The organism is Ruegeria sp. YTSC230 (genome assembly GCF_059609665.1).
Window position 1 is genome coordinate 98,370 of sequence record NZ_JBXWMC010000003.1, and the last position, 20,533, is coordinate 118,902.

The 20,533-nt window shown below is 57.6% G+C and carries 29 protein-coding genes; 12 read left to right on the forward strand and 17 right to left on the reverse strand.

The genetic code is table 11. The features are described 5' to 3' along the window. Window positions 1-54: 54 nt before the first annotated feature. On the reverse strand, window positions 55-594 hold the full coding sequence (gene sigZ, locus AC2FD9_RS07550; protein WP_496697236.1) for an RNA polymerase sigma factor SigZ: 540 nt from the start codon (window positions 592-594) through the stop codon (window positions 55-57). 186 nt (window positions 595-780) lie between these two features. Between sigZ and AC2FD9_RS07555 the strand changes: the two genes are divergently transcribed. Then, on the forward strand, window positions 781-1,425 hold the full coding sequence (locus AC2FD9_RS07555; RefSeq protein WP_109313614.1) for an NYN domain-containing protein: 645 nt from the start codon (window positions 781-783) through the stop codon (window positions 1,423-1,425). On the opposite strand, the gene AC2FD9_RS07560 is transcribed toward AC2FD9_RS07555, so the two are convergent. Beyond that, on the reverse strand, window positions 1,422-1,916 hold the full coding sequence (locus tag AC2FD9_RS07560; RefSeq protein WP_496836165.1) for an RNA pyrophosphohydrolase: 495 nt from the start codon (window positions 1,914-1,916) through the stop codon (window positions 1,422-1,424). The two genes, AC2FD9_RS07555 and AC2FD9_RS07560, sit on opposite strands and share 4 nt — an antisense overlap. Window positions 1,917-2,054: 138 nt before the next feature. Here AC2FD9_RS07560 and AC2FD9_RS07565 point away from each other — a divergent pair, with 138 nt between their 5' ends. From AC2FD9_RS07565 to AC2FD9_RS07575, 3 genes are all read left to right on the forward strand, one after another. Beyond that, window positions 2,055-4,082 (forward strand): 2,4-dienoyl-CoA reductase FMN-binding domain-containing protein, encoded by a 2,028-nt coding sequence (locus AC2FD9_RS07565; protein ID WP_496836167.1) that lies wholly within the window; start codon window positions 2,055-2,057, stop codon window positions 4,080-4,082. Window positions 4,083-4,179: 97 nt separating this feature from the next. After that, entirely contained in the window at window positions 4,180-4,431 is a 252-nt protein-coding gene (locus AC2FD9_RS07570; protein ID WP_496836169.1) for a hypothetical protein, read from the forward strand. Continuing rightward, the gene (locus tag AC2FD9_RS07575) at window positions 4,428-4,805 is read left to right on the forward strand and encodes a hypothetical protein (protein ID WP_496836171.1); all 378 of its coding nucleotides are present in this window, start codon (window positions 4,428-4,430) and stop codon (window positions 4,803-4,805) included. Before AC2FD9_RS07570 ends, AC2FD9_RS07575 begins: the two co-directional genes overlap by 4 nt. A 26-nt stretch (window positions 4,806-4,831) precedes the next feature. Here AC2FD9_RS07575 and AC2FD9_RS07580 read toward each other — a convergent pair whose 3' ends face one another. After that, on the reverse strand, window positions 4,832-5,272 hold the full coding sequence (locus AC2FD9_RS07580) for a DUF4399 domain-containing protein (protein WP_496836173.1): 441 nt from the start codon (window positions 5,270-5,272) through the stop codon (window positions 4,832-4,834). Window positions 5,273-5,500: 228 nt separating this feature from the next. On the opposite strand from AC2FD9_RS07580, the gene AC2FD9_RS07585 reads away from it, so the two are divergent. Beyond that, window positions 5,501-6,406, forward strand: a complete 906-nt coding sequence (locus AC2FD9_RS07585; protein ID WP_058275233.1) for a LysR family transcriptional regulator — start codon at window positions 5,501-5,503, stop codon at window positions 6,404-6,406. Between the two features lie 83 nt (window positions 6,407-6,489). Here the strand turns inward: AC2FD9_RS07585 and AC2FD9_RS07590 are convergent, their stop codons facing one another. From AC2FD9_RS07590 to AC2FD9_RS07610, 5 genes are all read right to left on the reverse strand, one after another. Further along, window positions 6,490-7,392 carry an OmpA family protein gene (locus AC2FD9_RS07590; protein ID WP_282170181.1) on the reverse strand — a complete coding sequence of 301 codons (903 nt, stop codon included), beginning with the start codon at window positions 7,390-7,392 and terminating at the stop codon, window positions 6,490-6,492. After that, window positions 7,389-7,961: a peroxidase-related enzyme gene (locus tag AC2FD9_RS07595; protein ID WP_496836175.1), complete on the reverse strand. Its 573-nt coding sequence runs from the start codon at window positions 7,959-7,961 to the stop codon at window positions 7,389-7,391. Before AC2FD9_RS07595 ends, AC2FD9_RS07590 begins: the two co-directional genes overlap by 4 nt. Window positions 7,962-7,966: 5 nt before the next feature. Then, window positions 7,967-8,686, reverse strand: coding sequence for a GNAT family N-acetyltransferase (locus tag AC2FD9_RS07600; protein ID WP_496836176.1), 720 nt, complete (start codon window positions 8,684-8,686; stop codon window positions 7,967-7,969). Further along, entirely contained in the window at window positions 8,683-9,405 is a 723-nt protein-coding gene (locus AC2FD9_RS07605; protein WP_496836178.1) for a competence/damage-inducible protein A, read from the reverse strand. Before AC2FD9_RS07605 ends, AC2FD9_RS07600 begins: the two co-directional genes overlap by 4 nt. 70 nt (window positions 9,406-9,475) lie before the next feature. Further along, entirely contained in the window at window positions 9,476-10,039 is a 564-nt protein-coding gene (locus tag AC2FD9_RS07610) for a TetR/AcrR family transcriptional regulator (RefSeq protein WP_496836180.1), read from the reverse strand. A gap of 99 nt (window positions 10,040-10,138) precedes the next feature. Between AC2FD9_RS07610 and AC2FD9_RS07615 the strand changes: the two genes are divergently transcribed. Next, window positions 10,139-10,894, forward strand: coding sequence for an SDR family NAD(P)-dependent oxidoreductase (locus AC2FD9_RS07615; RefSeq protein WP_496836182.1), 756 nt, complete (start codon window positions 10,139-10,141; stop codon window positions 10,892-10,894). A 39-nt stretch (window positions 10,895-10,933) separates the two neighbouring features. Next, on the forward strand, window positions 10,934-11,650 hold the full coding sequence (sfsA, locus tag AC2FD9_RS07620) for a DNA/RNA nuclease SfsA (RefSeq protein WP_496836184.1): 717 nt from the start codon (window positions 10,934-10,936) through the stop codon (window positions 11,648-11,650). A 27-nt stretch (window positions 11,651-11,677) separates the two neighbouring features. Here the strand turns inward: sfsA and AC2FD9_RS07625 are convergent, their stop codons facing one another. Then, the gene (locus AC2FD9_RS07625; RefSeq protein ID WP_496836185.1) at window positions 11,678-12,493 is read right to left on the reverse strand and encodes a class I SAM-dependent methyltransferase; all 816 of its coding nucleotides are present in this window, start codon (window positions 12,491-12,493) and stop codon (window positions 11,678-11,680) included. Window positions 12,494-12,693: 200 nt separating this feature from the next. Between AC2FD9_RS07625 and map the strand changes: the two genes are divergently transcribed. Further along, window positions 12,694-13,506 (forward strand): type I methionyl aminopeptidase, encoded by an 813-nt coding sequence (map, locus tag AC2FD9_RS07630; protein WP_058274999.1) that lies wholly within the window; start codon window positions 12,694-12,696, stop codon window positions 13,504-13,506. Here map and AC2FD9_RS07635 read toward each other — a convergent pair. Genes AC2FD9_RS07635 through AC2FD9_RS07650 form a run of 4 tightly spaced genes read right to left on the reverse strand, consistent with a single transcriptional unit; the run spans window position 13,494 to window position 16,099 of the window. Beyond that, the gene (locus tag AC2FD9_RS07635) at window positions 13,494-13,673 is read right to left on the reverse strand and encodes a hypothetical protein (RefSeq protein WP_058275000.1); all 180 of its coding nucleotides are present in this window, start codon (window positions 13,671-13,673) and stop codon (window positions 13,494-13,496) included. The genes map and AC2FD9_RS07635 overlap by 13 nt on opposite strands. Before the next feature lie 23 nt (window positions 13,674-13,696). Further along, window positions 13,697-14,332, reverse strand: coding sequence for an HAD family hydrolase (locus tag AC2FD9_RS07640; protein WP_496836188.1), 636 nt, complete (start codon window positions 14,330-14,332; stop codon window positions 13,697-13,699). Window position 14,333: 1 nt separating this feature from the next. Further along, entirely contained in the window at window positions 14,334-14,891 is a 558-nt protein-coding gene (rsmD, locus tag AC2FD9_RS07645; protein ID WP_496836189.1) for a 16S rRNA (guanine(966)-N(2))-methyltransferase RsmD, read from the reverse strand. Then, window positions 14,888-16,099 (reverse strand): NAD(P)/FAD-dependent oxidoreductase, encoded by a 1,212-nt coding sequence (locus AC2FD9_RS07650; RefSeq protein WP_282170170.1) that lies wholly within the window; start codon window positions 16,097-16,099, stop codon window positions 14,888-14,890. Before AC2FD9_RS07650 ends, rsmD begins: the two co-directional genes overlap by 4 nt. 99 nt (window positions 16,100-16,198) lie before the next feature. On the opposite strand from AC2FD9_RS07650, the gene AC2FD9_RS07655 reads away from it, so the two are divergent. The 4 genes from AC2FD9_RS07655 (at window position 16,199) to AC2FD9_RS07670 (ending at window position 17,737) form a co-directional block, all read left to right on the forward strand. Beyond that, window positions 16,199-16,684, forward strand: coding sequence for a peroxiredoxin (locus AC2FD9_RS07655; protein WP_282152277.1), 486 nt, complete (start codon window positions 16,199-16,201; stop codon window positions 16,682-16,684). 104 nt (window positions 16,685-16,788) lie between these two features. Next, on the forward strand, window positions 16,789-17,034 hold the full coding sequence (locus AC2FD9_RS07660) for a hypothetical protein (RefSeq protein WP_282152276.1): 246 nt from the start codon (window positions 16,789-16,791) through the stop codon (window positions 17,032-17,034). A 10-nt stretch (window positions 17,035-17,044) separates the two neighbouring features. After that, window positions 17,045-17,395 carry an EF-hand domain-containing protein gene (locus AC2FD9_RS07665; protein ID WP_496760686.1) on the forward strand — a complete coding sequence of 117 codons (351 nt, stop codon included), beginning with the start codon at window positions 17,045-17,047 and terminating at the stop codon, window positions 17,393-17,395. Window positions 17,396-17,428: 33 nt separating this feature from the next. Next, window positions 17,429-17,737 carry a hypothetical protein gene (locus tag AC2FD9_RS07670; RefSeq protein ID WP_058279069.1) on the forward strand — a complete coding sequence of 103 codons (309 nt, stop codon included), beginning with the start codon at window positions 17,429-17,431 and terminating at the stop codon, window positions 17,735-17,737. Here AC2FD9_RS07670 and AC2FD9_RS07675 read toward each other — a convergent pair. The 4 genes from AC2FD9_RS07675 to AC2FD9_RS07690 are packed head-to-tail and all read right to left on the reverse strand — an operon-like array spanning window position 17,734 to window position 20,476. Then, a complete protein-coding gene (locus AC2FD9_RS07675; protein WP_058275007.1) occupies window positions 17,734-18,027 on the reverse strand; it encodes a 4a-hydroxytetrahydrobiopterin dehydratase in 294 nt (97 codons plus the stop codon). The genes AC2FD9_RS07670 and AC2FD9_RS07675 overlap by 4 nt on opposite strands. Beyond that, window positions 18,024-19,211 carry a GNAT family N-acetyltransferase gene (locus AC2FD9_RS07680; protein ID WP_496836193.1) on the reverse strand — a complete coding sequence of 396 codons (1,188 nt, stop codon included), beginning with the start codon at window positions 19,209-19,211 and terminating at the stop codon, window positions 18,024-18,026. Before AC2FD9_RS07680 ends, AC2FD9_RS07675 begins: the two co-directional genes overlap by 4 nt. Window positions 19,212-19,256: 45 nt before the next feature. After that, entirely contained in the window at window positions 19,257-20,024 is a 768-nt protein-coding gene (locus AC2FD9_RS07685; protein WP_496697268.1) for a glycerophosphodiester phosphodiesterase family protein, read from the reverse strand. Further along, a complete protein-coding gene (locus AC2FD9_RS07690; RefSeq protein WP_058275010.1) occupies window positions 20,021-20,476 on the reverse strand; it encodes a RidA family protein in 456 nt (151 codons plus the stop codon). Before AC2FD9_RS07690 ends, AC2FD9_RS07685 begins: the two co-directional genes overlap by 4 nt. Window positions 20,477-20,533 lie beyond the last annotated feature (57 nt).

The following is a 20,533-nucleotide window of genomic DNA, read 5'->3' on the forward strand; positions in this document are numbered from 1 at the left end:
TTTTGCTGGTTTCATCTGTCAGACGAAGCCCGCATCAAAAAGACGACGATCAGATCAACATTTTTTGCAGGATTTCGGTTTTTTCTGCACGTCCGCGATATTGCCTCGCACATCCATTGAGATATTGCAGCAATCCACGAACGCTTTTCGCAGCTCTGCCCGGCCCTTTTGAACCCGGGATTTAAGCGTTGAATACGCCAGCCCCTGCGCCTGTGCATAATCCTGTTGGGACATGCCATTGATGTCGATCTCCATCAGCATGTCTGCGGTTTCCTGCGGCAACCCGCGAATGAAGGGTTCGACGCATCCCTCAAGGTCCTGACGCGTTTCCGGATCATCCCGGTGATACCAAAGATCATCCGGATGCGCCTCGACACGGCCGGATTTTCGGTAATGGTCGATGATCGTGCGGTCGGCCGTTTGAAACAACCACGGTTGCAGTTTGGCAGGGTCTTTCAGGTTGGACAGACCGGTGAAGACCTTGACCGAGATCTCTTGCAACAGGTCTTCCACATCCGCGGGGTTGGACACACGCGAGTGCAAGAACGCCTTCAGGCGCGCGCGGTACTTGGGCCAGATGTCTTCAATCTGCATGCCGCTTTATGACAGGTGATCGGCAAAGGCGGCAACCACCTGCTCGTACTCCGCACGTTTGTAGGAACCGATTTTGCAGGTCTGCCGGCGCGATTTTTGGCAAGGCGAGGTTGCCAGCTACAACGCCAAAAATTTGCCTCAGTGTCGATGTATCTCATCGCCAATTAGATTAATTCCGGATTTTTTATGACACTTCGCGTAGCTGTTTTGGTGGACGGCGACAATATCAGCGCCACTTACAAAAAATACGTTGGCCGGATCGCTCAGAAATATGGGCGTATCGACGTCGCACGGGTTTATATGAATGCTCAGGTTTCTTCGGCGTGGCATGAGGCCAGCGAATATCACCTGATCCATAGCGGCACGGGCAAGAACGCCTCAGATATTCTATTGTGTATCGACGCAATCGAGTTCGCCTTGAACCGGGGCATCGATGCCATGGTGATCGTCAGCTCGGACGGCGACTTTACGCACCTGCATCGGCGGCTACGCGAATTCGGCGTCAGGACAGTCGGCGTTGGCGAAGCCAAAGCACCACAGCACGTTCGGGATAATTGCACTGTGTTTGTTGAGCTTCAGCAAAGCCGAGCCTCCGAGGCGTCCGACCTCGACAGAAAAATCCAGACTGTAATTTCTCAGGGCAGCCAGAATGGGCAAGGCATACCCATCGCCGATCTAAACGTGCGTATGCGTCGGTTACACGATATCAAGATCAGTACGTATCCCGAAAAGAACTGGCGCGGATACCTGACCGCGCGCGACGATTTGTTCGAACTGGACCCCAAAGGACCTGCCGCACGCGTTCGCTTCAAGCCCCAAGGCTTTGGTTAGCGCCCAAAGCCCAAGTAATCGGCAAAGGCGGCAACCACCTGTCGGTAAACCTCACGTTTGAACGGCACGATCTCGTCAATCAGCTGACCGGGCTCCTGCCATTTCCACTTGATGAATTCCGGGTGCTCGGTCTGGATGTCGATCTGATCGTCGCGGCCGGTGAACCGCAGAAAGAACCATTTCTGTTCCTGCCCGCGATAACGGCCCTTCCAGATTTTCGGCACGATGTCGTGTGGCAGATCATAAGGCAGCCAGCCGTCCGTCTCAGCCACGATCTCGACCAAGTCCGAGGTTACGCCGGTTTCCTCCCACAGCTCACGCAGAGCTGCGTCCCGTGGGTCTTCGCCCTTGTCGACGCCACCCTGAGGCATTTGCCATGCCTCCTTGTGGCGATCATTGCGCTGACCGACGAAAATCTTGCCCTCGGTATTCATCAGCATAAGCCCCACGCAAGGGCGATAGGGCAGTTTGGCGATCTCTTCGGGGGTCATGTGCAGCCTCATAAACATGCTTTGCAGGTTCTGTAGCAAGCAGCGGAGTGAAGGCAAAGGGTGTGACGTTAGGTTTCGCGTGACAACGTTGACGCGAAGGTCAATCTAGCGTCGACAAATCGGGAGGGAGAGTTCGCCATGACTGCGTACCCAAATATGCTGGCCCCGCTGGATCTGGGCTTTACGACTTTGAAGAACCGCGTCCTGATGGGGTCGATGCACACAGGGCTTGAGGAAACCGGCGACTGGAACCGTGTGGCCGAATTCTATGCCGACCGCGCCCGTGGCGGTGTCGCATTGATGGTGACAGGCGGGATTGGCCCGAACTTTGAAGGATCGGTGCTGCCCGGCGCGTCGATGATGACCAATGACAAAGAGGTCGCGAACCACTCCATCGTGACACAGCGGGTGCACGACGCGGGCGGCAAGATCGCGATGCAGATCCTACATGCGGGTCGCTATGCCTATGGTCCGAAATGTGTGGCCCCCAGCCCGGTGAAATCCCCGATCTCGCCCTTCCCGCCGAATGAGCTGGACGAGGAAGGTATCGAGAAACAGATCAGCGACATCGTGAACGCTGCCGTTCTGGCCCGGAAAGCGGGTTATGACGGGGTCGAGATCATGGGGTCCGAGGGATATTTCCTCAACCAGTTCATTGTGAAACACACCAACAAGCGCACCGACCGTTGGGGCGGGTCCTATGAGAACCGCATGCGCCTGCCGATCGAGGTCGTTCGCCGCACGCGCGAGGCCGTGGGCACCGATTTCATCATCATCTATCGCCTGTCGATGATTGACCTGATCCCCAATGGCTCGACCCATGAAGAGGTCGTTGAACTGGCCCAGCGTATCGAAGAGGCCGGTGCCACGATCATCAATACCGGCATCGGCTGGCACGAAGCACGCATTCCGACCATCGCCACCAGCGTTCCGCGCGCGGCCTTTGCCTGGGTAACGAAAAAACTGATGGGTAAGGTGTCGATTCCGGTCATCACTTCGAACCGGATCAACACACCCGAGGTCGCCGAAGAGGTCCTGTCGACGGGTTGCGCCGACATGGTGTCTCTGGCCCGTCCGATGCTCGCCGATGCGGATTTCGTCAACAAGGCAATTGCAGGTGAAGCGGCACAGATTGCGCCTTGCATCGCCTGCAACCAGGCGTGTCTGGACCACACCTTTAGCGGCAAGTTGACCTCGTGCCTTGTGAATCCGCGCGCCTGCCATGAGACCGAATTGGAAATCACCACAGCTGAAGCGCCAAAGACGATTGCCATTGTCGGCGCCGGCCCCGCGGGATTATCCACCGCGATGACTGCAGCGCAGCGCGGACACGACGTAACCCTGTTCGATCGCGCCTCGGAGATTGGCGGCCAATTGAACATGGCCAAGCAGATTCCGGGCAAAGAAGAGTTCTGGGGACTGGTCGATTGGTACCGCACCATGATGACCGATCTGGGTGTGAAGGTAGAGCTGAACCGCGAAGTCAGCGCTGACGACCTGACCGGCTTTGACGAGGTGGTTATCGCTACTGGTGTCATTCCGCGCGATCCGCAAATCCCGGGTCAGGATCGGGACAACGTCATCAATTATATCGACGTGCTGCGTGAAAAGGCAGACGTGGGTAAGTCTGTCGCCGTGATCGGTGCAGGCGGCATCGGGTTTGATGTATCCGAGTTCCTGTTGGAAGACGGCCACAGCATCACCACCGACCTGCCCGCATGGATGAAGGAGTGGGGCGTGACGGATCCGGCGAAGCATCGCTCGGGCCTGGCACCAGAAGGCCCTCAGCCTGCGGCACCTGCGCGTGATGTCACCTTGCTGCAGCGTAAGAAGCAAGCGCATGGCAAGGGCCTGGGAAAGACAACCGGGTGGATTCACCGCGCTACGCTCAAGATGAAGGACGTCAACTTTGTGGGCGGCGTGAACTACGAGCGTATCGATGAGGACGGCCTGCATGTCAGCTTTGGCGAAGAACGTGCTGATCCGACCGTGATCGCGGCGGACACAATCGTTCTGTGTTCCGGTCAGCTGTCCGAGCGCAGCCTGGCAGATGCGCTGATCGAACGCGGCATCACTCCGCACGTGATCGGCGGGGCAGATGTGGCGGCAGAGCTGGACGCCAAACGGGCGATCAATCAGGGGACGCGACTGGCGGCTACGTTCTGACGCCATTGTCACAATTGCTCTGACGAAAGCCGCTTCTAAGGAGGCGGCTTTTTTTGTGCCACTTGACTCTATTGGTACTTATATACACATATACCTCATGAGTCAAAAAATTGAACGCACCCAAACGGGAATTCGTATCGAAAAACGCCTGCTGAAAGTCCTCAAGGGGCTGGCAGAGTCGCTGGACATGACCCTTGGCGATCTGATCGAGGGGATTACCCTGCATAGCTTTGAGAACAAGCCAGCATTTTCCGAGGAAACGCTGGAGAAGATCAAACAGCTCAAAAATGTCTACGACCTCGACTGGACAGCCGAGGACAGCCACCGTTTCAAGGAGGACGGAGAATGAGCACCGACATCACCAGCGCGTTTGAGGCACACGCCATCGACAACACAACGTTCGGACATGCCGAACATGTACAGGTCGCATATGACCTGCTGCGAAAGTACGATTTTATCGATGCTGCAGCGATCTACGCCAAAGGGATCCGAACACTTGCGGTCAAAGCCGGTGCCCCGGATAAGTTCAACCTGACGATCACTTACGCATTCATGAGTCTGATCGCAGAGCGTCTTGCCAGTTCACAATCCAGCACTTTCGAGGCATTCATTGCGGAAAACCCCGATTTGATGGCCAAGACAGCCCTCAGCCAATGGTATCCACAAGAACGGCTGAATTCGGCGCTGGCGCGCCGTATTTTCCTATTGCCCGACGTGGCATAGTTGCCTGCGCCGCGAAGGCACGTCGGCTACTCGACCGTTATCGTGATCACCTGGGACACAATAGGAGGGGAGTGTGGCACATGCCCGGCATCGCCCAGCACCAGTTGCAGCGTGTGTGCACCAGGGGCCAATTCCGTTGTCACCTCGGTCTGTCCCCCGCCGAAATGCAGATGGTTGTCGTCCGCAGGCAGACCATAGGCCAGCTCGTCCACACCGTCCCCGCCCTCACCCAATGGCGGGCGGTCGATCAGCAAATGGTGGTGCCCGGTGTTTTCCACCTCGGTTCCGGCGGGGGCCACGCCCATCCCGCTTAGCCCAAAGACCACGGTCACCGGCGATGAAACCGTGTCGCCGTCCAACAGGTTTACAAAATAGACCCGTGCGTCTGGGTTCGACGGCGTCTCGCCACCCGCCCATACAAGGGTCGCGGACAGACATATGGCTGCGATGGTATAAATGGCTTTCATGATCTCCTCCGTGGTCACAAATTTGCCATTGTCACCCTAGCATATCTGGCCGAAATCACCCAAAACCCTTGGCTTACAGGCTTTGTGGCCATCTAGGAAACCATCGTTTCCGCGTTTCCCATATGCAAACGATCCGAATTGAAACCCTGATATTATCCCATGTCCGCCCTGTTTCCGCCTAGATTGGACGTCAGGTTGGAAAAAAGGACTAAGACCTGGGGAATGAGAATGGACCGACTGACCGAAATGGAAGCCTTTGCCAATGTGGTGGACCAAGGTGGCTTCACCGATGCGGCCAAGAAAATGGGCATCTCCAAATCGGCCGTGTCAAAGCATGTTTCCAGCCTTGAGGCCCGTCTGGGCGCACGGCTGCTGAACCGCACGACCCGGCGCGTGTCGCCGACGGAAATTGGCCTGGCATATTACGATCGCGCAAGGCGCGTTCTAAATGATGCGGGCGAAGCTGATGCGCTTGTGACCTCGATGCAATCCGCCCCCTCGGGTCTGCTTCGGATCAGCGTTGCAACAGATTTCGGCGTCAATCATCTGTCTCCGGTTCTGTCGGATTTTCTGGCGGCCTATCCTGATATCACAGTGAATATGGTTCTGAACAACCGCTACGTCGAGTTGATTTCAGAAGGGTTCGATGTGGCCGTCCGGATTGGTGAACTGGAAGACAGCACCCTGCGCGCCCGTAAACTGACAGAAACTGTCAAACGGATGGTCGCGGCGCCCAGCTATGTCGAGAAATTCGGCCGACCGCAGAAAATTGACGATCTGAACGAACACAAGTTGCTGCATTACTCCAGCCAGTCTTCTGGCAACGTGTGGAGGCTGACCGCGCCGTCGGGTGAAAAAAGACAGGTTCGCACCGCAGGGTGGCTGAGCGTGAACGATGGGCAATCCCTTTTGAACGCCGCCATCTCTGGTCTGGGGATCGCATATCTGCCCAGCTATCTGTACGCAGAAGCGCTGAAATCCGGTGCCGTTGTGGATGCGATGCCATCGCTTCCGGACGAGGTGCAGGGCGTCTACGCCGTTTACCCGCCCGGACGCTTTACACAGCCCAAGGTGCGGGCATTCATAGATTTTCTCGTCGATGCCTTTCACGAAAAAGGCCCGATGGACTGGTGAATTAACCTCGGTAAACTGTACGGCCCGCGCCAATTGCGTGGGCCCTTTTTTTGTAGATCATGATTTGGTCTGCACCGCAGGCTTTAGTTGATCAGCAAGACCGCCTCGACCCGGCGATTCAAGTCGCGGCCTTCCGGCGTGGCATTCGAGGTGAGCGGGGCCAGATAGCCGATCCCGCGCGCTTCGACCCGGTCTGCCGCGATCCCATGCGCCTCGATCAACCGGGCACGCACGGCCTGCGCACGGCCGGTACTGACCGAGATATTGGCATCCAGCGCGCCCGTGTCATCGGTGTGACCCACAAGTGCCAGCCGGATGTTTGGGTTTTTGTCCAGAAACTCCGCAACCAATTTCAGCGACGCAAAAGGCCCTTCGCCCAACGTCATCTCTCCGGTACGGAAATGAAGATCTTCCAATATTGCATGGCCGTTTTGCTCCAATTCGGCCAACAGGTCGCTGGACGACGTGACTGGCTCGTCGATCACAAGCGGCGGCGGAGCCTCTGCACCCACCGGTGTGACGCGGATCATCTGCACATACCCGTCAGGCGGATTGCGGCTGACCAGCAGGCTGACCACATTGCCCCCCCGAATGGCGGACAAAAAGCGATAGTCCTGAATGGCCACATACATGTCCGGTGTGGGCACGACTTCGGTGCCAAATCGAAAATCGAACCCGCCACACGTTTTGGCCTGACACTCAAGCAGGATCTCGTACCCCTGCGCGGCGATCTGATCCCGCAGCGGGGCCAGTAATTGCAGCGTGGTGCTGGAGCCCGATTGCAGCCGCCAGGTTAACCGCTCGACCTTTCCTTCAACCTCTCTTGCGGGCACTGCACCGTCAGCAAAAGGACCGATTGGCAGCTCATAGCTGTCCAATTCACTCGTCCGGTCGCTGACCAGCCGTGCGCCAGAGGGCAACGTCAGGTTCTGTGCAAGACCCTGACTGGCCATCATCATCAGAAAAAGGGCTGCGGTTCGTATCATCGGGCCTGCGTATGGTATTCGTCGTTCGGGGCCATCGCTGTTGCGCTAGCCACCCGGTTCGACATGTTGAAAAAGCCGGTCACATTGGCAATGTCCCAAATGTCCCGGTCGCTGAAACCAACATCGCGCAGACGTTGGCGATCAGGTTCTTCGATCTCGGTACTGGCGGTCGTCATCTTGGCGGCAAAATCCAGCATGGCGCGTTGACGATCGACCAGAGGGGCCACGCGGTAGTTCATAACCAGCATCTCGCCCAATTGCGGATTGCCCGACAATTGCCGAACAGCTGCACCATGGGCCACCAGACAGTAAAAGCATTTGTTGATCGCGGACACGACCACCGCAATCATTTCGCGTTCCAGTTTTGACAACCCGCTGTCACCCAACATCAGGTCGTTATAATTCGCCGTAAACGCGTTCAGCTTCTCGATGTCGAACGCATAAGCCTTTAAAACATTGGGCACAAAGCCCAGTTTTTCGACACAGATATCAAAGTATTTCTGCGTCTCAGGCGGCAGCGGGTCCACCATCGGCAGGTCCAGCGCGGTGGGCAGGGTTTGATCGGTCACGGTGGTCACTCTCCTTGGACAAGCTGACGGTAATGGTATTCGCCGGTTATCTCCATCCCGAGCGCATGGTAGAGACCATTTGCCCCGTCATTGGCCTTGGTGCAGATCACACTTAGCGTTTTTGCACCGTTCTTCTGCGCCCAGATTGCAGCCGCGCGCATGGCCCACTTTCCCAAGCCCTGACGGCGATAGGCCGGTAACATTTCTAGCGCATGAACCATGGCGACGTCGTCGTGAATGGCGACAAAACCGGTCCCCGCCGGGTGATCGGAATGACGTAGGAATATCCCCGTTTTCGGCCCCTCGGCGCGGTCCATGATAGCCAGCCGCTCTGGCCCGATCCCGCCCTGCGCCCAGATCTCGTTCATGATCGCCAGTGGACTCCAGATGGTAAAGGCGGTGACCCGAGGAATGGGCGTATCGGTCAGGTGCTCGACCGGGCATTGGTAGATGTTGACGGGATCAAGAATGTCATAGCCACGATCCGCAAGCTGCTGATCCAGCCGTTCGTCGCCCGGTCGCAGGCAGAATATGGGCCGCTGACCCATCGCGCGCATTGCCTGTTCGGCGGCTTCAATATCCGCGTCGGTCGCCGATGCCATAGCGCTACCTGCGGAAACGCGTGAGCCACCACCCAACCCTTGCCGCAGGCGAAAAGGGCCAATTGTCTCGAACCGAGCCGCCGGCCATGTGCCGTCGACAACGTCGGCCCAGTTCGGGCTCAAAGCTCCAGCTCTTTCGCCAACCGGGTCGTGGCCGCATCGACCTGTGACCCATTCGTGCCCCGAACCACCACGTTAGAGCCGAATACACCATTTACCTGAAACGGATAGCTGCCGATGGCGAGATCAGGGTAATCCTCAGCCAAAGCCGACAGGGTCGAGGCTATATCACCTTCACCCCGGTTGACCCGCAGCGTTTGCGACAACAGGGGATCGCCGCCGGTCAGCTTAGGCAAAACACTGGCGACCATAGCCTGAAAAATTGTGGGGATTCCCGCCATGACGTGCACATTGCCAAGGGTGAATCCCGGCGCAGTTGAGACCGGGTTGTCTATCAATTTCGCACCTTCCGGAATACGTGCCATCCGCAGGCGCGCGGCGTTCAGTTCTAGCCCTGAATTCTCATAGTGTCGCTCCAGCAGTGCGCGGGCGTCGGCGCGCACGTCAATCGATGCACCAAAGGCGCGGGCAATGCAGTCGGCCGTGATATCGTCATGGGTCGGGCCTATTCCGCCACTGGTGAACACATGATCAAAGTGGTCCGACAGGGCGCGCACGGCCTGTTCGATGGCAGTGACGTCATCGCTGACCATACGAACCTCTTTAAGATCAATGCCCTGCTTGGTCAGTTCCTGCGCAAGGTAATGCATGTTCGCATCCCGGGTGCGTCCCGACAGGATTTCATCCCCGATCACAAGCATTGCTGCGGTTGGGTTCGGCATGACCTGTCCTTTCCTGATATGGCACAGGCCGCAAGATATCGTTCCTGCTGAACCTCGCAAGGCCCGTTTGTCATTCTCGCAGCGCTTGGGCAGGCAAATCGGCAGTGACGCGTTGGAACAGGTCCATATCGTTCATCGACCGCGCCAGAATCATCGCCCCTTCCAGGCGGGCAATCGTTTCCCCTGCTCGGGCTTCGGGATTCGCGGCCCCTGCGGCCCGGAAAACCGTTTCCAGCCATACGAGATTGCGTTCGAAAAACTCACGCGTTCTTCTGGCGACCGGGTCCGGCAACCTTGCGATTTCAGCACCGAACATACCGCACAGGCACATCAGGTCCTGTTCGATCAATGCTTGTCGATATGCCGCCACATATTGTTCAAGAGATTCCAATGGCGTGGCTTCGTCCAACCGTCCCAACGCCCCCAGGAACCGATCAGTGTACCGGGTAACCAGCGCCTCACCCAAAGCTTCCTTGGTGGGAAAATGGTAGTGAATGCTGGCCGATTTGATGCCGATTTCTGCTGCGATGTCGCGAAAACTGAAGGCATAATACCCGCCTTGTCGCGCCATACGCTCGGCCACATCCAAAATATGGCTGGCAGTTTCTGACAGGGGTTTTTCCGTTTTGGGCATCTGCTCATCAATCTAAAAATTACCTACCACTAGATAGGGGGTTGTATTTCAGTTTCCAAGCTCAATATATCTACCTATCAGTAGATAGGGAATCTGATCATGACACAGACAACAACACTTATCGTCGGCGGATCCAGCGGAATGGGTCTGGCCACAGCGCGCCAAATCATAGCAAGCGGCGGGCACGTGACCCTTGTCGGGTCATCCGCTGGCAAGTTGGACGCGGCGAAAGCGGAACTTGGCGACAACGCGGACATATACCGCGCGAACCTGCGTGACACGGCAGACATCGAAAGACTGATCAACCAGATCAAATCGGACACGCGTCACATTCAGGGATTGGTGAATGCAGCCGGGACATTCGCGCCAAAACCGTTCATGGAACACACGGCCGAGGATTACGACAGCTATCTGGACCTGAACCGCGCGACCTTTTTCATCACGCAGGCCGTGGTCGAAAACATGATAACCAACGGAGGCGGAAATATCGTCAACATAGGCTCTATGTGGGCAAAACAGGCAGTTCGCGCCACACCGTCCTCGGCCTATTCGATGGCTAAAGCCGGGCTTCATTCCCTGACGCAGCATCTGGCAATGGAACTGGCGGAACATAAGATCCGAGTGAACGCCGTTTCTCCGGCAGTGGTGGTGACCCCCATCTATGGTGCCTTTATCTCGCCGGACCAGATCGAGGCGACCTTGACTGATGCTTTCGACGCTTTCCACCCGATCGGTCGCGTCGGTCGGCCCGAGGATGTGGCGCATACCGTCACCCATCTTCTGTCCGATGATGCGGGTTGGGTCACTGGGGCAGTCTGGGATGTTGATGGTGGCGTAATGGCGGGCCTCGTCTGACACTTCCCATACGGGCGGGCGCGCGTTAAGCCGGGTGGCATGAAGTTTGCCACCCCATTGATCCCCGCCCGCCTGATCCGACGCTACAAACGTTTTCTGGCCGATTGCCAGTTGGAAGACGGGCGCGAAGTAACCGCACATTGCGCCAATCCGGGTTCCATGCTGGGTTTGGCCGAACCGGGTGAGAAGATCTGGCTGGAGCCCAATGACGACCCGAAGAAAAAGCTGAAATATGGCTGGCGTCTGGTCGATCATGAGAATGGGCATTTTACCGGTGTTGACACCTCGGTGCCCAACAAAGCCCTGCGCGCGGCCCTTCGGGCCGGTGAAATACCTGAGCTTGCAGCCTATGAAACCGTCCGTCCCGAGGTGAAGTACGGCGAAAACAGCCGTATTGATTTTCTGCTGACGCAACCTGGCCTGCCCGACGCCTATGTCGAGGTCAAAAGCGTGACCCTGTCCCGTGAACCAAGTCTGGCAGAGTTCCCCGACAGCGTCACCGCACGCGGTACCAAACATCTAGGAGAGCTGACGGCCATGGTGACCCAAGGACATCGCGCGATCATGCTGTATCTGGTGCAGCGCACGGATTGCGATCGGTTTGGTTTGGCGGCGGATATAGACGCGGCCTATGCGGCGGCATTTGAGACGGCACAGGCGAAGGGTGTCGAGCGATTGGTGTATGGTACGCAAATTTCGCCCGAGGGTGTTTGGGTGGATACCACACGGTTCGGGGACTTTAACCTGCCCGGATAATGTCACCCGCCCACCGTCAGGTCCGGTTCACCCCTTGTTTCGGCATTCGAACTGGGTTGCTGACAGGGGCATCACCATATCACTGGCCACAAATCTGGACCGCAGCGCCGACAGCATTTCGGCCACAACCGCATCCGGATCGACGCCTCCGCGCGCTCTGATTTCGTCAATCAACGGATTTCCATACACCAGGGCTGTCGCAAATTTCTCAAGGTCGGCGATTGGTTTGTTCAGCCTGATGGTTTCGTGCGTAACGGTTCCCCAACCTGCGGCCCCAAGGTCCGCGTGTACGATGTCGGGGTCGCCATAGTGGAACGGGACCTTGTAGAATCCCGGTGGGTTTTCGGGAAAGAACGTCATCGCCGCTTTGTGAGCTGTCTCGGAAAACGGGTTTTCGGACATATCGCTCCAGACGTTGAAAACGTACCGGCCACCTGGCTTCAGAACACGGGCAGCTTCGCGATATGACGCAGTTTTGTCTGGAAAGAACATCACGCCAAACTGGCAAACGATCAGGTCAAAACTGTTGTCTTCGAAGGGCAGTTCCATTGCGTTCGCTTGGACAAACTCGACATTCTCACTGCCGGAGAACTTTGCTTTTGCAATCTCCAACATGGGCGGATTAAGGTCCGAAACCGTCAGCGAAACAGACGGGTTTAACGTGTTGCGCAGCTTACGGCTGACAATTCCCGTTCCTGCGGCAAGCTCCAGAACGCGACCCGTTTCAAGGCCGCCACACAGCCCGGTTAACCTGTCGGCATAGTCTACGAAAATGTTCGGTCCCAGACCCTGATCGTAATGGTGTGGAATTTCACCGATAAAACTGGCAGAATTGCTGGACATTTTGACCCTCCAAAACGATCTCACTGGGAAAGAACAACATTCTATCTGAAATTATGATTTTGAGCGAATTTGATAGACTTTGCAGCCTTGATCCGGGGGCGTTCCGCGCCATCTAACACTCGCAAACGCGCACCCTCTGGAACTTTCTGCACAAGCAGCGTAAAAGGCAGGCTGCGCGCAACATTTGGAGCTTAGCGTCGATGAAAGAACATCGTGGCCGTCTGACCAAGGACGGCATCCGCATTTACGAACAGGGTGACTTTGCCGGCATGCATGCGGCAGGGGCCTTGGCCGCGCGGATACTCGACGATATTGCAGAACATGTCTTTCCGGGCCAGACCACTGGCGCGATTGATGGCATGATCACGCAGATGGTCGAGGATGCAGGCGCGACATCGGCAACAATTGGCTACAAGGGCTATCAGCATGCCAGCTGTATCAGCGTGAATCACGTGGTCTGCCACGGCATTCCCGGCGACAAGAAGCTGAAGGATGGCGACATTCTGAACATCGACGTTACGGTCATCGTAGACGGCTGGTTCGGCGATACTTCGCGCATGTATGTTGCGGGCAAACTGCCCCGCAAGGCTGAGCGTCTGGTCCAAGTGACACATGATGCCCTGTTCAAAGGCATCGAGGCGGTCAAGCCGGGCAACACCTTCGGTGATATCGGCCACGCCATTCAGGCATATGTCGAGGCGCATCGGATGAGCGTCGTGCGCGATTTCTGTGGTCACGGCCTGGGCCGGGTATTCCACGCGCCGCCAAACGTGCTGCACTATGGCCGTCCGGGCACTGGCGCGGTTCTGGAAGAGGGCATGTTCTTTACCATCGAACCGATGGTGAACCTTGGCCGTCCTGAGACGAAAACACTGGCCGATGACTGGACTGCGGTGACCCGCGACAAGTCGCTGTCTGCGCAGTTCGAACACTCGGTGGGTGTGACGGCTGATGGTGTCGATATCTTTACCCTGTCACCGGGCAATAAATTCCATCCGACCTATTCGTCCTGATCGGCGGCCTGCTCGCGCAACAGTTTCAGCAGCAATGTCTCCGTGCCCCACGGCGTAATCGCGTCGTGGATGAACACAGGCGCGCGCAAAGGCTTGGGCGCGGGTCCGGTGTGGGTTTCAGCGGCGTCGGAAGGGGTCCAGAGCGGTGGAGTTAAAGCGCGGTCCATAAGCCGAGCTTACCACGGTCAAGTCAAATTCCCAAAAGGGCTGGAACCTCGGCCATGTCGGTGAAAACCTCTGCTCCGAGGTCCGCCAGAAATGCACCTTTTCCATCAGGCACATAGCCCAGGCAGCGCATATTGGCACGGATTGCTGCGGTAACGCCGCTGGCACTGTCTTCAATTACAACTGGCGCGGTGGCCTCAAATTGACGGGCTGCTGTAAGGAACATGGTGGGGTCGGGCTTACCGACTCCCAAAGTGTAGGCTGAAAACATCACATCCTTGAAGCGATCCCAAAGACCATTCTGCCCCAGCGTGACTCGCATTTTGTCAGGCCCGCCATTGGACGCCACGCAGAAAGGAACTCCGCGCGCATCCAAGAGCGTCAGCAATTCCGCTACACCCGGAACCAAAGGAACACCCTGACGCAGTCGGGCGTCGGTTTCGGCATCGAATTCCATAATCCAGTTCTCGGGCAGGTCGGCCCCCAAATCGCGCGCGATATCCTGCACTTCCGGCATGGTCCTGCCGGTGAAAACCCTGTGGCACTCCTCCGCCGTCAAGGACAGTCCATGTCGGGCAAAGTTCGCAACCATCACCTGATTGGACAGGGGCTCACTGTCGACCAAAACACCATCGCAATCGAAAATGACCAGGTCGTGCATATCAGACCTCTGTCCGCCACATCAGCGAAATATGCGTGTCGCCGTATTTACGCGTATTGTGCAGGTCAAACCCTTCTGGCGCCTCCATGGGGGCGTTTTCTTCCCAGACGATCAAGGCGTCTTTTGCCAGCCACCCCCCTTGAGTGACCGTCGCAAGCGCCTTTTGTCCCAAGCTTTTGCCGTAAGGCGGATCGAGAAAAATCAGATCACAAGGCGCGCCCGGATTGTCACCCAACCGTGTCGCGTCGCGACGGATCAGATCGGTACGATCCTTGCTGTGGGTCAGATCAATGTTCTTACGGATCAGTCCCTGCGCCACACGCCCGTCATCAACGAAAGTCACATGCGCCGCGCCGCGCGACAGCGCCTCAAGCCCCAGTGCTCCGGTGCCGGCGAAAAGGTCCAGAACACGCAGCCCATCAAAGTCGATCTGATGGCTCAGTACATTGAACAGGCTTTCACGCACGCGATCCGTGGTGGGACGCAGATGCGCCCCGGCATCGCCTTTGCCGACCGAGGCCATGGCGCGACCCCGGAACTCTCCGGCGATGATCCTCACGCTTTGAGCAACGGTTTCAAGTCCGCGTCTGGGTCGGCCACGACCGCCGGGTCGGCCGTTTTGCCTGCATCGATCAGGCGTTTGCCGACCATGTAAGCGCGCGGGTCGTTCATGGCATCTACCGCAATCAGCTGATCGCCTTTGTAGTACCAGAAGGACACCGTCTGCCCGTCGCCCTTGCGGGTCACCACGCGGTCATAGCCGGTGTTCAGACCTGCGATCTGTAGTTTGACGTCATACTGGTCCGACCAGAACCACGGCGTCGCCACATAGTCTTTGGCGGCACCCAGCATGTTCTGAGCAACGATCTCGGCCTGATCGATGGCGTTAGGTACACTTTCCAGACGGATGCGACCGCCATCATGCGGGAACGAAGCGCAATCGCCCGCCGCCCAGATAGCCGGATCAGAGGTGCGGCCATGGGCATCCGTTTTGATGCCGTTGTCCAATTCCAGCCCGGCCATCTCGGCCAATTGGGTCGAGGGTGCGATGCCCACGCCTACCACGACGAAATCAACCTCAAGCTTGGTGCCATCACTCAGAATGGCCCCGGTGACCTTGCCGTCTTCGCCGACCAGACGATCCAGCCCGACGCCTTCACGAATGTCGGCACCGTATTCGGAATGCAGATCACGGAAGTAGTCGCTGGTTTCCGGTGCTGCGACGCGTTGCAAAATCCGTTCCGCCATCTCGACCAGAGTAACCTTGACCCCGCGCTTGGCACAGACGGCAGCCGCCTCAAGCCCGATATAGCCACCACCAACGATCAGGGCGCGGGCACCTTCCGTCACGCGGGGCTCCATCTCGTCGATATGGGTCAGGTCGCGCACGACATGGACGCCTTCGAGATCACCGCCAATGGCAGCAGGCAGGTAACGCGGGTCGGAACCAGTGGTCAGGGCCAGTTCGTCATAAGAAATCACCTCATCGCCCAGGGTCACGGTCTTGGCCTTGGGGTCGATCGCAGTCACGCGCTGACCCAGACGCAGGGTGATGTTGTTTTCGGCGTAGAAACTTTCGGGGCGTAGGAACAGGCGTTCAAGCTCCATCTCTCCCAGCAGATAAGCTTTGGACAGTGGGGGGCGCTGATAGGGCAGATGCTGCTCGGCACCGATCAGCGTGATATCGCCTTCAAACCCGTCCTTGCGCAGTCTTGCAACAAGAGATGATCCCGCCTGCCCGGCTCCGATCACAACAATATGGCTCATGTTCGTCCTGCCCTGTCAAATTCCCGTGGTTTCATTCTCTGGCTCACCTATATTGCGGCTGAGGCCGACTCTGCAAATCCAATCGACAGGAGGAACAAGATGATTTCAACCGGTGATACGCTTCCCGACGCAACGTTGATTCAAATGGGCGCCGAGGGTCCAGAAGAAGTTCGTGTCTCAACAAAGACCAAGGGCCGCAAAGTCGTGATCTTTGCCGTTCCCGGCGCATTTACCGGTACGTGCACGACGGCCCATGTGCCAAGCTTTATCCGCACCAAAGATCAGTTCGACGCCAAAGGTGTGGATGAAATCATCTGCATTTCGGTCAACGATCCGTTCGTCATGGGAGCATGGGGCGACTCCACAGGTGCGACGGATGCGGGCCTGACCATGCTGGCCGACGCCGCATCCGAATTCACCAAGGCCATCGGAATGGATTTCGACGCCCCGCCCGTCGGCCTGCTTGCACGCTCAAAGCGCTATGCGATGTTGGTCGAAGATGGCAAAGTCGTTGCGCTGAACCTCGAGGAAAACCCCGGTGCGTGCGAGATTTCCGCGGGCGAAGGTCTGCTTGAGGCCATCTAGGTCACTCGGGCCCCGGTACAGCCGGGGCCACGTTAACCCTATTTCACTTGATGCGACTTCCTGATGGGTCGATACTTGCCCCATTCATTCAGGGAGTTTTTTTGATGAAGCTCAAAGTCATCACAGTCATTCTGGGTGCTGCAGGCTCGCTGGCAGCGTGTGGCCCGGCCCCGACACCTCAGCAGCAGCAAGCACGACAGCATGAGATCGCCTGCCTCGGCGGCACACTAGGCGGCGCACTGATCGGCGGGGCGATTGGCAATCAATTCGGTGGTGGCACCGGCAAGGACATCCTGACCGCAGCAGGGGCCGTCACGGGCGGTGTCTCGGGCCAGCGTTACGCGTGCTGAGGAGAGAATGATGATGAAAACAGCTATTCTAACGACAACGATCATTCTGGTGGCCAGTGCAACCTTGGCGGAAACAGTGTCTGAACTGCACGAAAAGGAACTGAACGCCATTGATTCCAACAACGATGGCTTCCTGTCCAAGGACGAGTTCAACGCCTTTTCGGACTATGCTTTTCAGGCCATGGACGAAGACAAGAACGGAACACTGGGTCTGGAAGAAGCCAAGCCGTTTCTGGACATAAAGCGGTTTCAAAACGTTGACCGCAACAACGACAGCTTTATTTCACGATCAGAGTATGACCAGCAGATGGGCGATGATTTTCTGGCCGCCGATCGGGACGGAAACGGCCAGTTGGATTGATCGCACGACCGGGTTGAACGATAGGAGCGTGGTATGAAAAAGTGGATAGCCCTCGGCATTCTGGGGTTTCTTGCCGCCTGTGATGCGCCGCAGGCCCCCGTGGTGACCGGACCGAACGGACAACCCCAGATCCAGATCAGTACTTCGGGCCTGACGTGCTATGATACGCGTTGTTTGGACATCAATCCGGCGGCGCGCAGCGTTCGTTCGGTTGGGAATCGGACAACCGGTATTCCACGAGACATCGACGTCAGCAACGGCACGGTCACACCCGCCGATTTCCGTCGTCTGGGTGAAATAGCTTCTCTGGCCGGCGGCATGGGATCCAGAGGAGACCGTTAAACGAGGCTGTCCATTTTACGCGCCAACTTGGCATCCAGCGCTGACAAACCGCCCACATCATGGGTGGATAGGACGACCTCGACCGTGCGGTACACGTTTGACCATTCGGGATGGTGGTTCCATTTCTCGGCAAAGATCGCCACCTGGGTCATCCAGCCAAAGGCATGAACAAAATCCTCGAATATGAAGGTCTTGGTAATTGCGTCCCGGTCGGTGACCATGGTCCAGCCGTTGTCGAACAGCGGATCAAGAAGAGGGCCGCGAGTTTCGGTCGACAATAGTTCCGTCATTGCTGTTCCTCCGGATTCGATTTTCTGAACGGACCGTAATCTGTCAGAATCTCGATCTCTTCTCCCACTGCGTGGGCCTCGGCGTCCAGATATTTCTTGATCGCATCGGCAAAGCCCGGGTCATTGACCCAATGCAAGCTATGCGTGCGCGTGGGCAAGTAACCGCGCGCCAGCTTATGTTCACCCTGCGCGCCTGCTTCTACCCGTGCCAGACCTTCCGCAATGGCAAAATCGATCGCCCTATAATAGCACAGTTCGAAATGCAGGCAGGCGTGGTGCTCAGTGCAACCCCAATACCGGCCAAAAAGCGTTTCGCGGCCGATGAAATTCAAAGCCCCGGCGATGGGGTATCCGTCCCTTTCAGCCAGCACCAAGGCCATGTCGTCCGCCATGGTTTCATGTGCAATATCAAAGAATTGGCGGGTCAGATAGGGCACGCCCCATTTACGGGATCCGGTGTCCTGATAGAACTGCCAGAAGGCATCCCAGTGTTCGGGGCGCAGGTCATCCCCTGTCAGAGTGCGGATTTCGCCGCCAAAATCGATGGCCTGCGCGCGTTCTTTGCGGATATTCTTGCGCTTGCGCGATGACAACGCCGCAAGAAATCCGTCGAAATCTTGATATTCGTCATTCAGCCAGTGAAATTGCTGTGACTGGCGCAGCATAAGGCCCATCTGCTCACCCGCCAGCGCCTCGGCTTCGGTGCAGAAGGTTGCGTGGACCGAAGACACCTGATTATCCGCAGCCAATTGCACCGCCCCCTGCACCAGCGCAGACACGCCAACCGAGTCATAGCCGGGGCGCACCAGAAAACGCCGACCTGTTGCAGGGGTGAACGGTACGGCGATCTGCAGCTTGGGATAATAACGACCCCCGGCACCTTCATAGGCATGCGCCCAGTTGTGGTCGAAGATGTATTCGCCCTGACTGTGGGATTTGGCATACATCGGCGCCGCCGCGATCAGCATCCCGTCCAGATAGGCCGTCAGGTATTGCGGTTGCCAGCCAGTTCCGCGCCCGACCGAGCCGCTGTGTTCAAGCGCAAGCAGGAACCGGTGGGTGGTGAACGGATCAAGCGGACGGCCGCCATCGGCAACCTCGGGGCAGGCGCAGCTGTCCCATTCCGCCGCAGATATCTGCGACAGCGAGCCCAGCACCCGAACCTCGATCTGTGCCTGATCCATTTGCCCTCCGCCTCCGATCTTTATCTGTGACGTTGCAGGGCTGGTTCAACCCGGTTGTGCAGCCAGATACCCTTCGAACGTCACATTGTTCGCAACTTCGCGGGCCTCTGCCTCTTGTTCAGGCGACCGCACAGTCCAGCACAGGATCGGTACACCGCGTGCCTTCAGTTCGGCCACGCGGGGGCGGTCAAGGTCTTCGACCTCATGGCTGATGAAACTGGCCCCGACACGGTCGAAATCCGGAATGTCGCGCAGGTGATCACAAACACTCTGAGATAAAAGCTCGACCTTGGGCTGGTACGATCCTGTCACGATGCCACGCGGCAGATGCGGTGCCAGCCGCGCCAGTTCAGCGACCGAGTTGGGATTGAACGACATCAATGCCACCGGCCCATCGTAACCTGACAATGCACGTACGGCGTCTTGTTCCAGCGGGCCCACTGATGTGCCCATCGCGCCGTCCTGATCCTTGAATTCGATCAGCAGCGGTACTTTGCCTGACACGATGTGCAGCACCTCATCCAGCGTCGGGATGCCATCGTCCGCGTGCAACAGCGTGGTGCCTGATGCCTGAACCGACGTGATCAGCTGGATCGGGCCGGGCTGTCCGGTCAGGCGGGTCATGTCATAGTCATGAAACACCATGGCCCGGTTGTCCGAGGTCCGTTGCAGATCAATCTCGATCCCATACCCGGCGTCCACGGCGGCGCGAATGGCCGCCCGGCTGTTTTCCGGGCGGTTGTCCTGTTTGTCGTGCAGCGCGCGATGCGCCAACGGGACTTGAAGGAATACGTCAGGCAGCGCGGGCGTCATTGAACTTCGAAGATACCTTCGATCTCAACCGCGACGCCCAAGGGCAGTGCCGCCGCACTGACGGCCGAACGCGAATGGCGACCTGCATCACCCAGCGCTTCGACCAGAAAGTCTGACGCACCGTTGATGACTTGCGGCTGCGCGGTAAAATCTGCCGTCGAGTTCACAAACCCGGTCAGCTTGATGACGCGCACCAACTTTTCGATATCGCCACCGCAGGCCGCTTTGACCTGGGCCAGAAGGTTGATCGCACATACCTTGGCCGCAGCAGCGCCTGCTTCGACTTCCATGTTGTCGCCCAGCTTGCCAGTGATCAGATCATCCGCCTTCGAGATCTGCCCCGAGACATAGACGATATTGCCCACGCGCACGAAGGGCACGTAGTTGGCCGCCGGCGCAGGCGCGTCCGGTAGGTTGACACCCAAGCTTTCCAGTTTCGCCGCGATGCTCATGAAGTCTCCTCCCAAATTTGAGTCGGGGCGAAGCTAACCGGGAAGGCAAGGATCGAA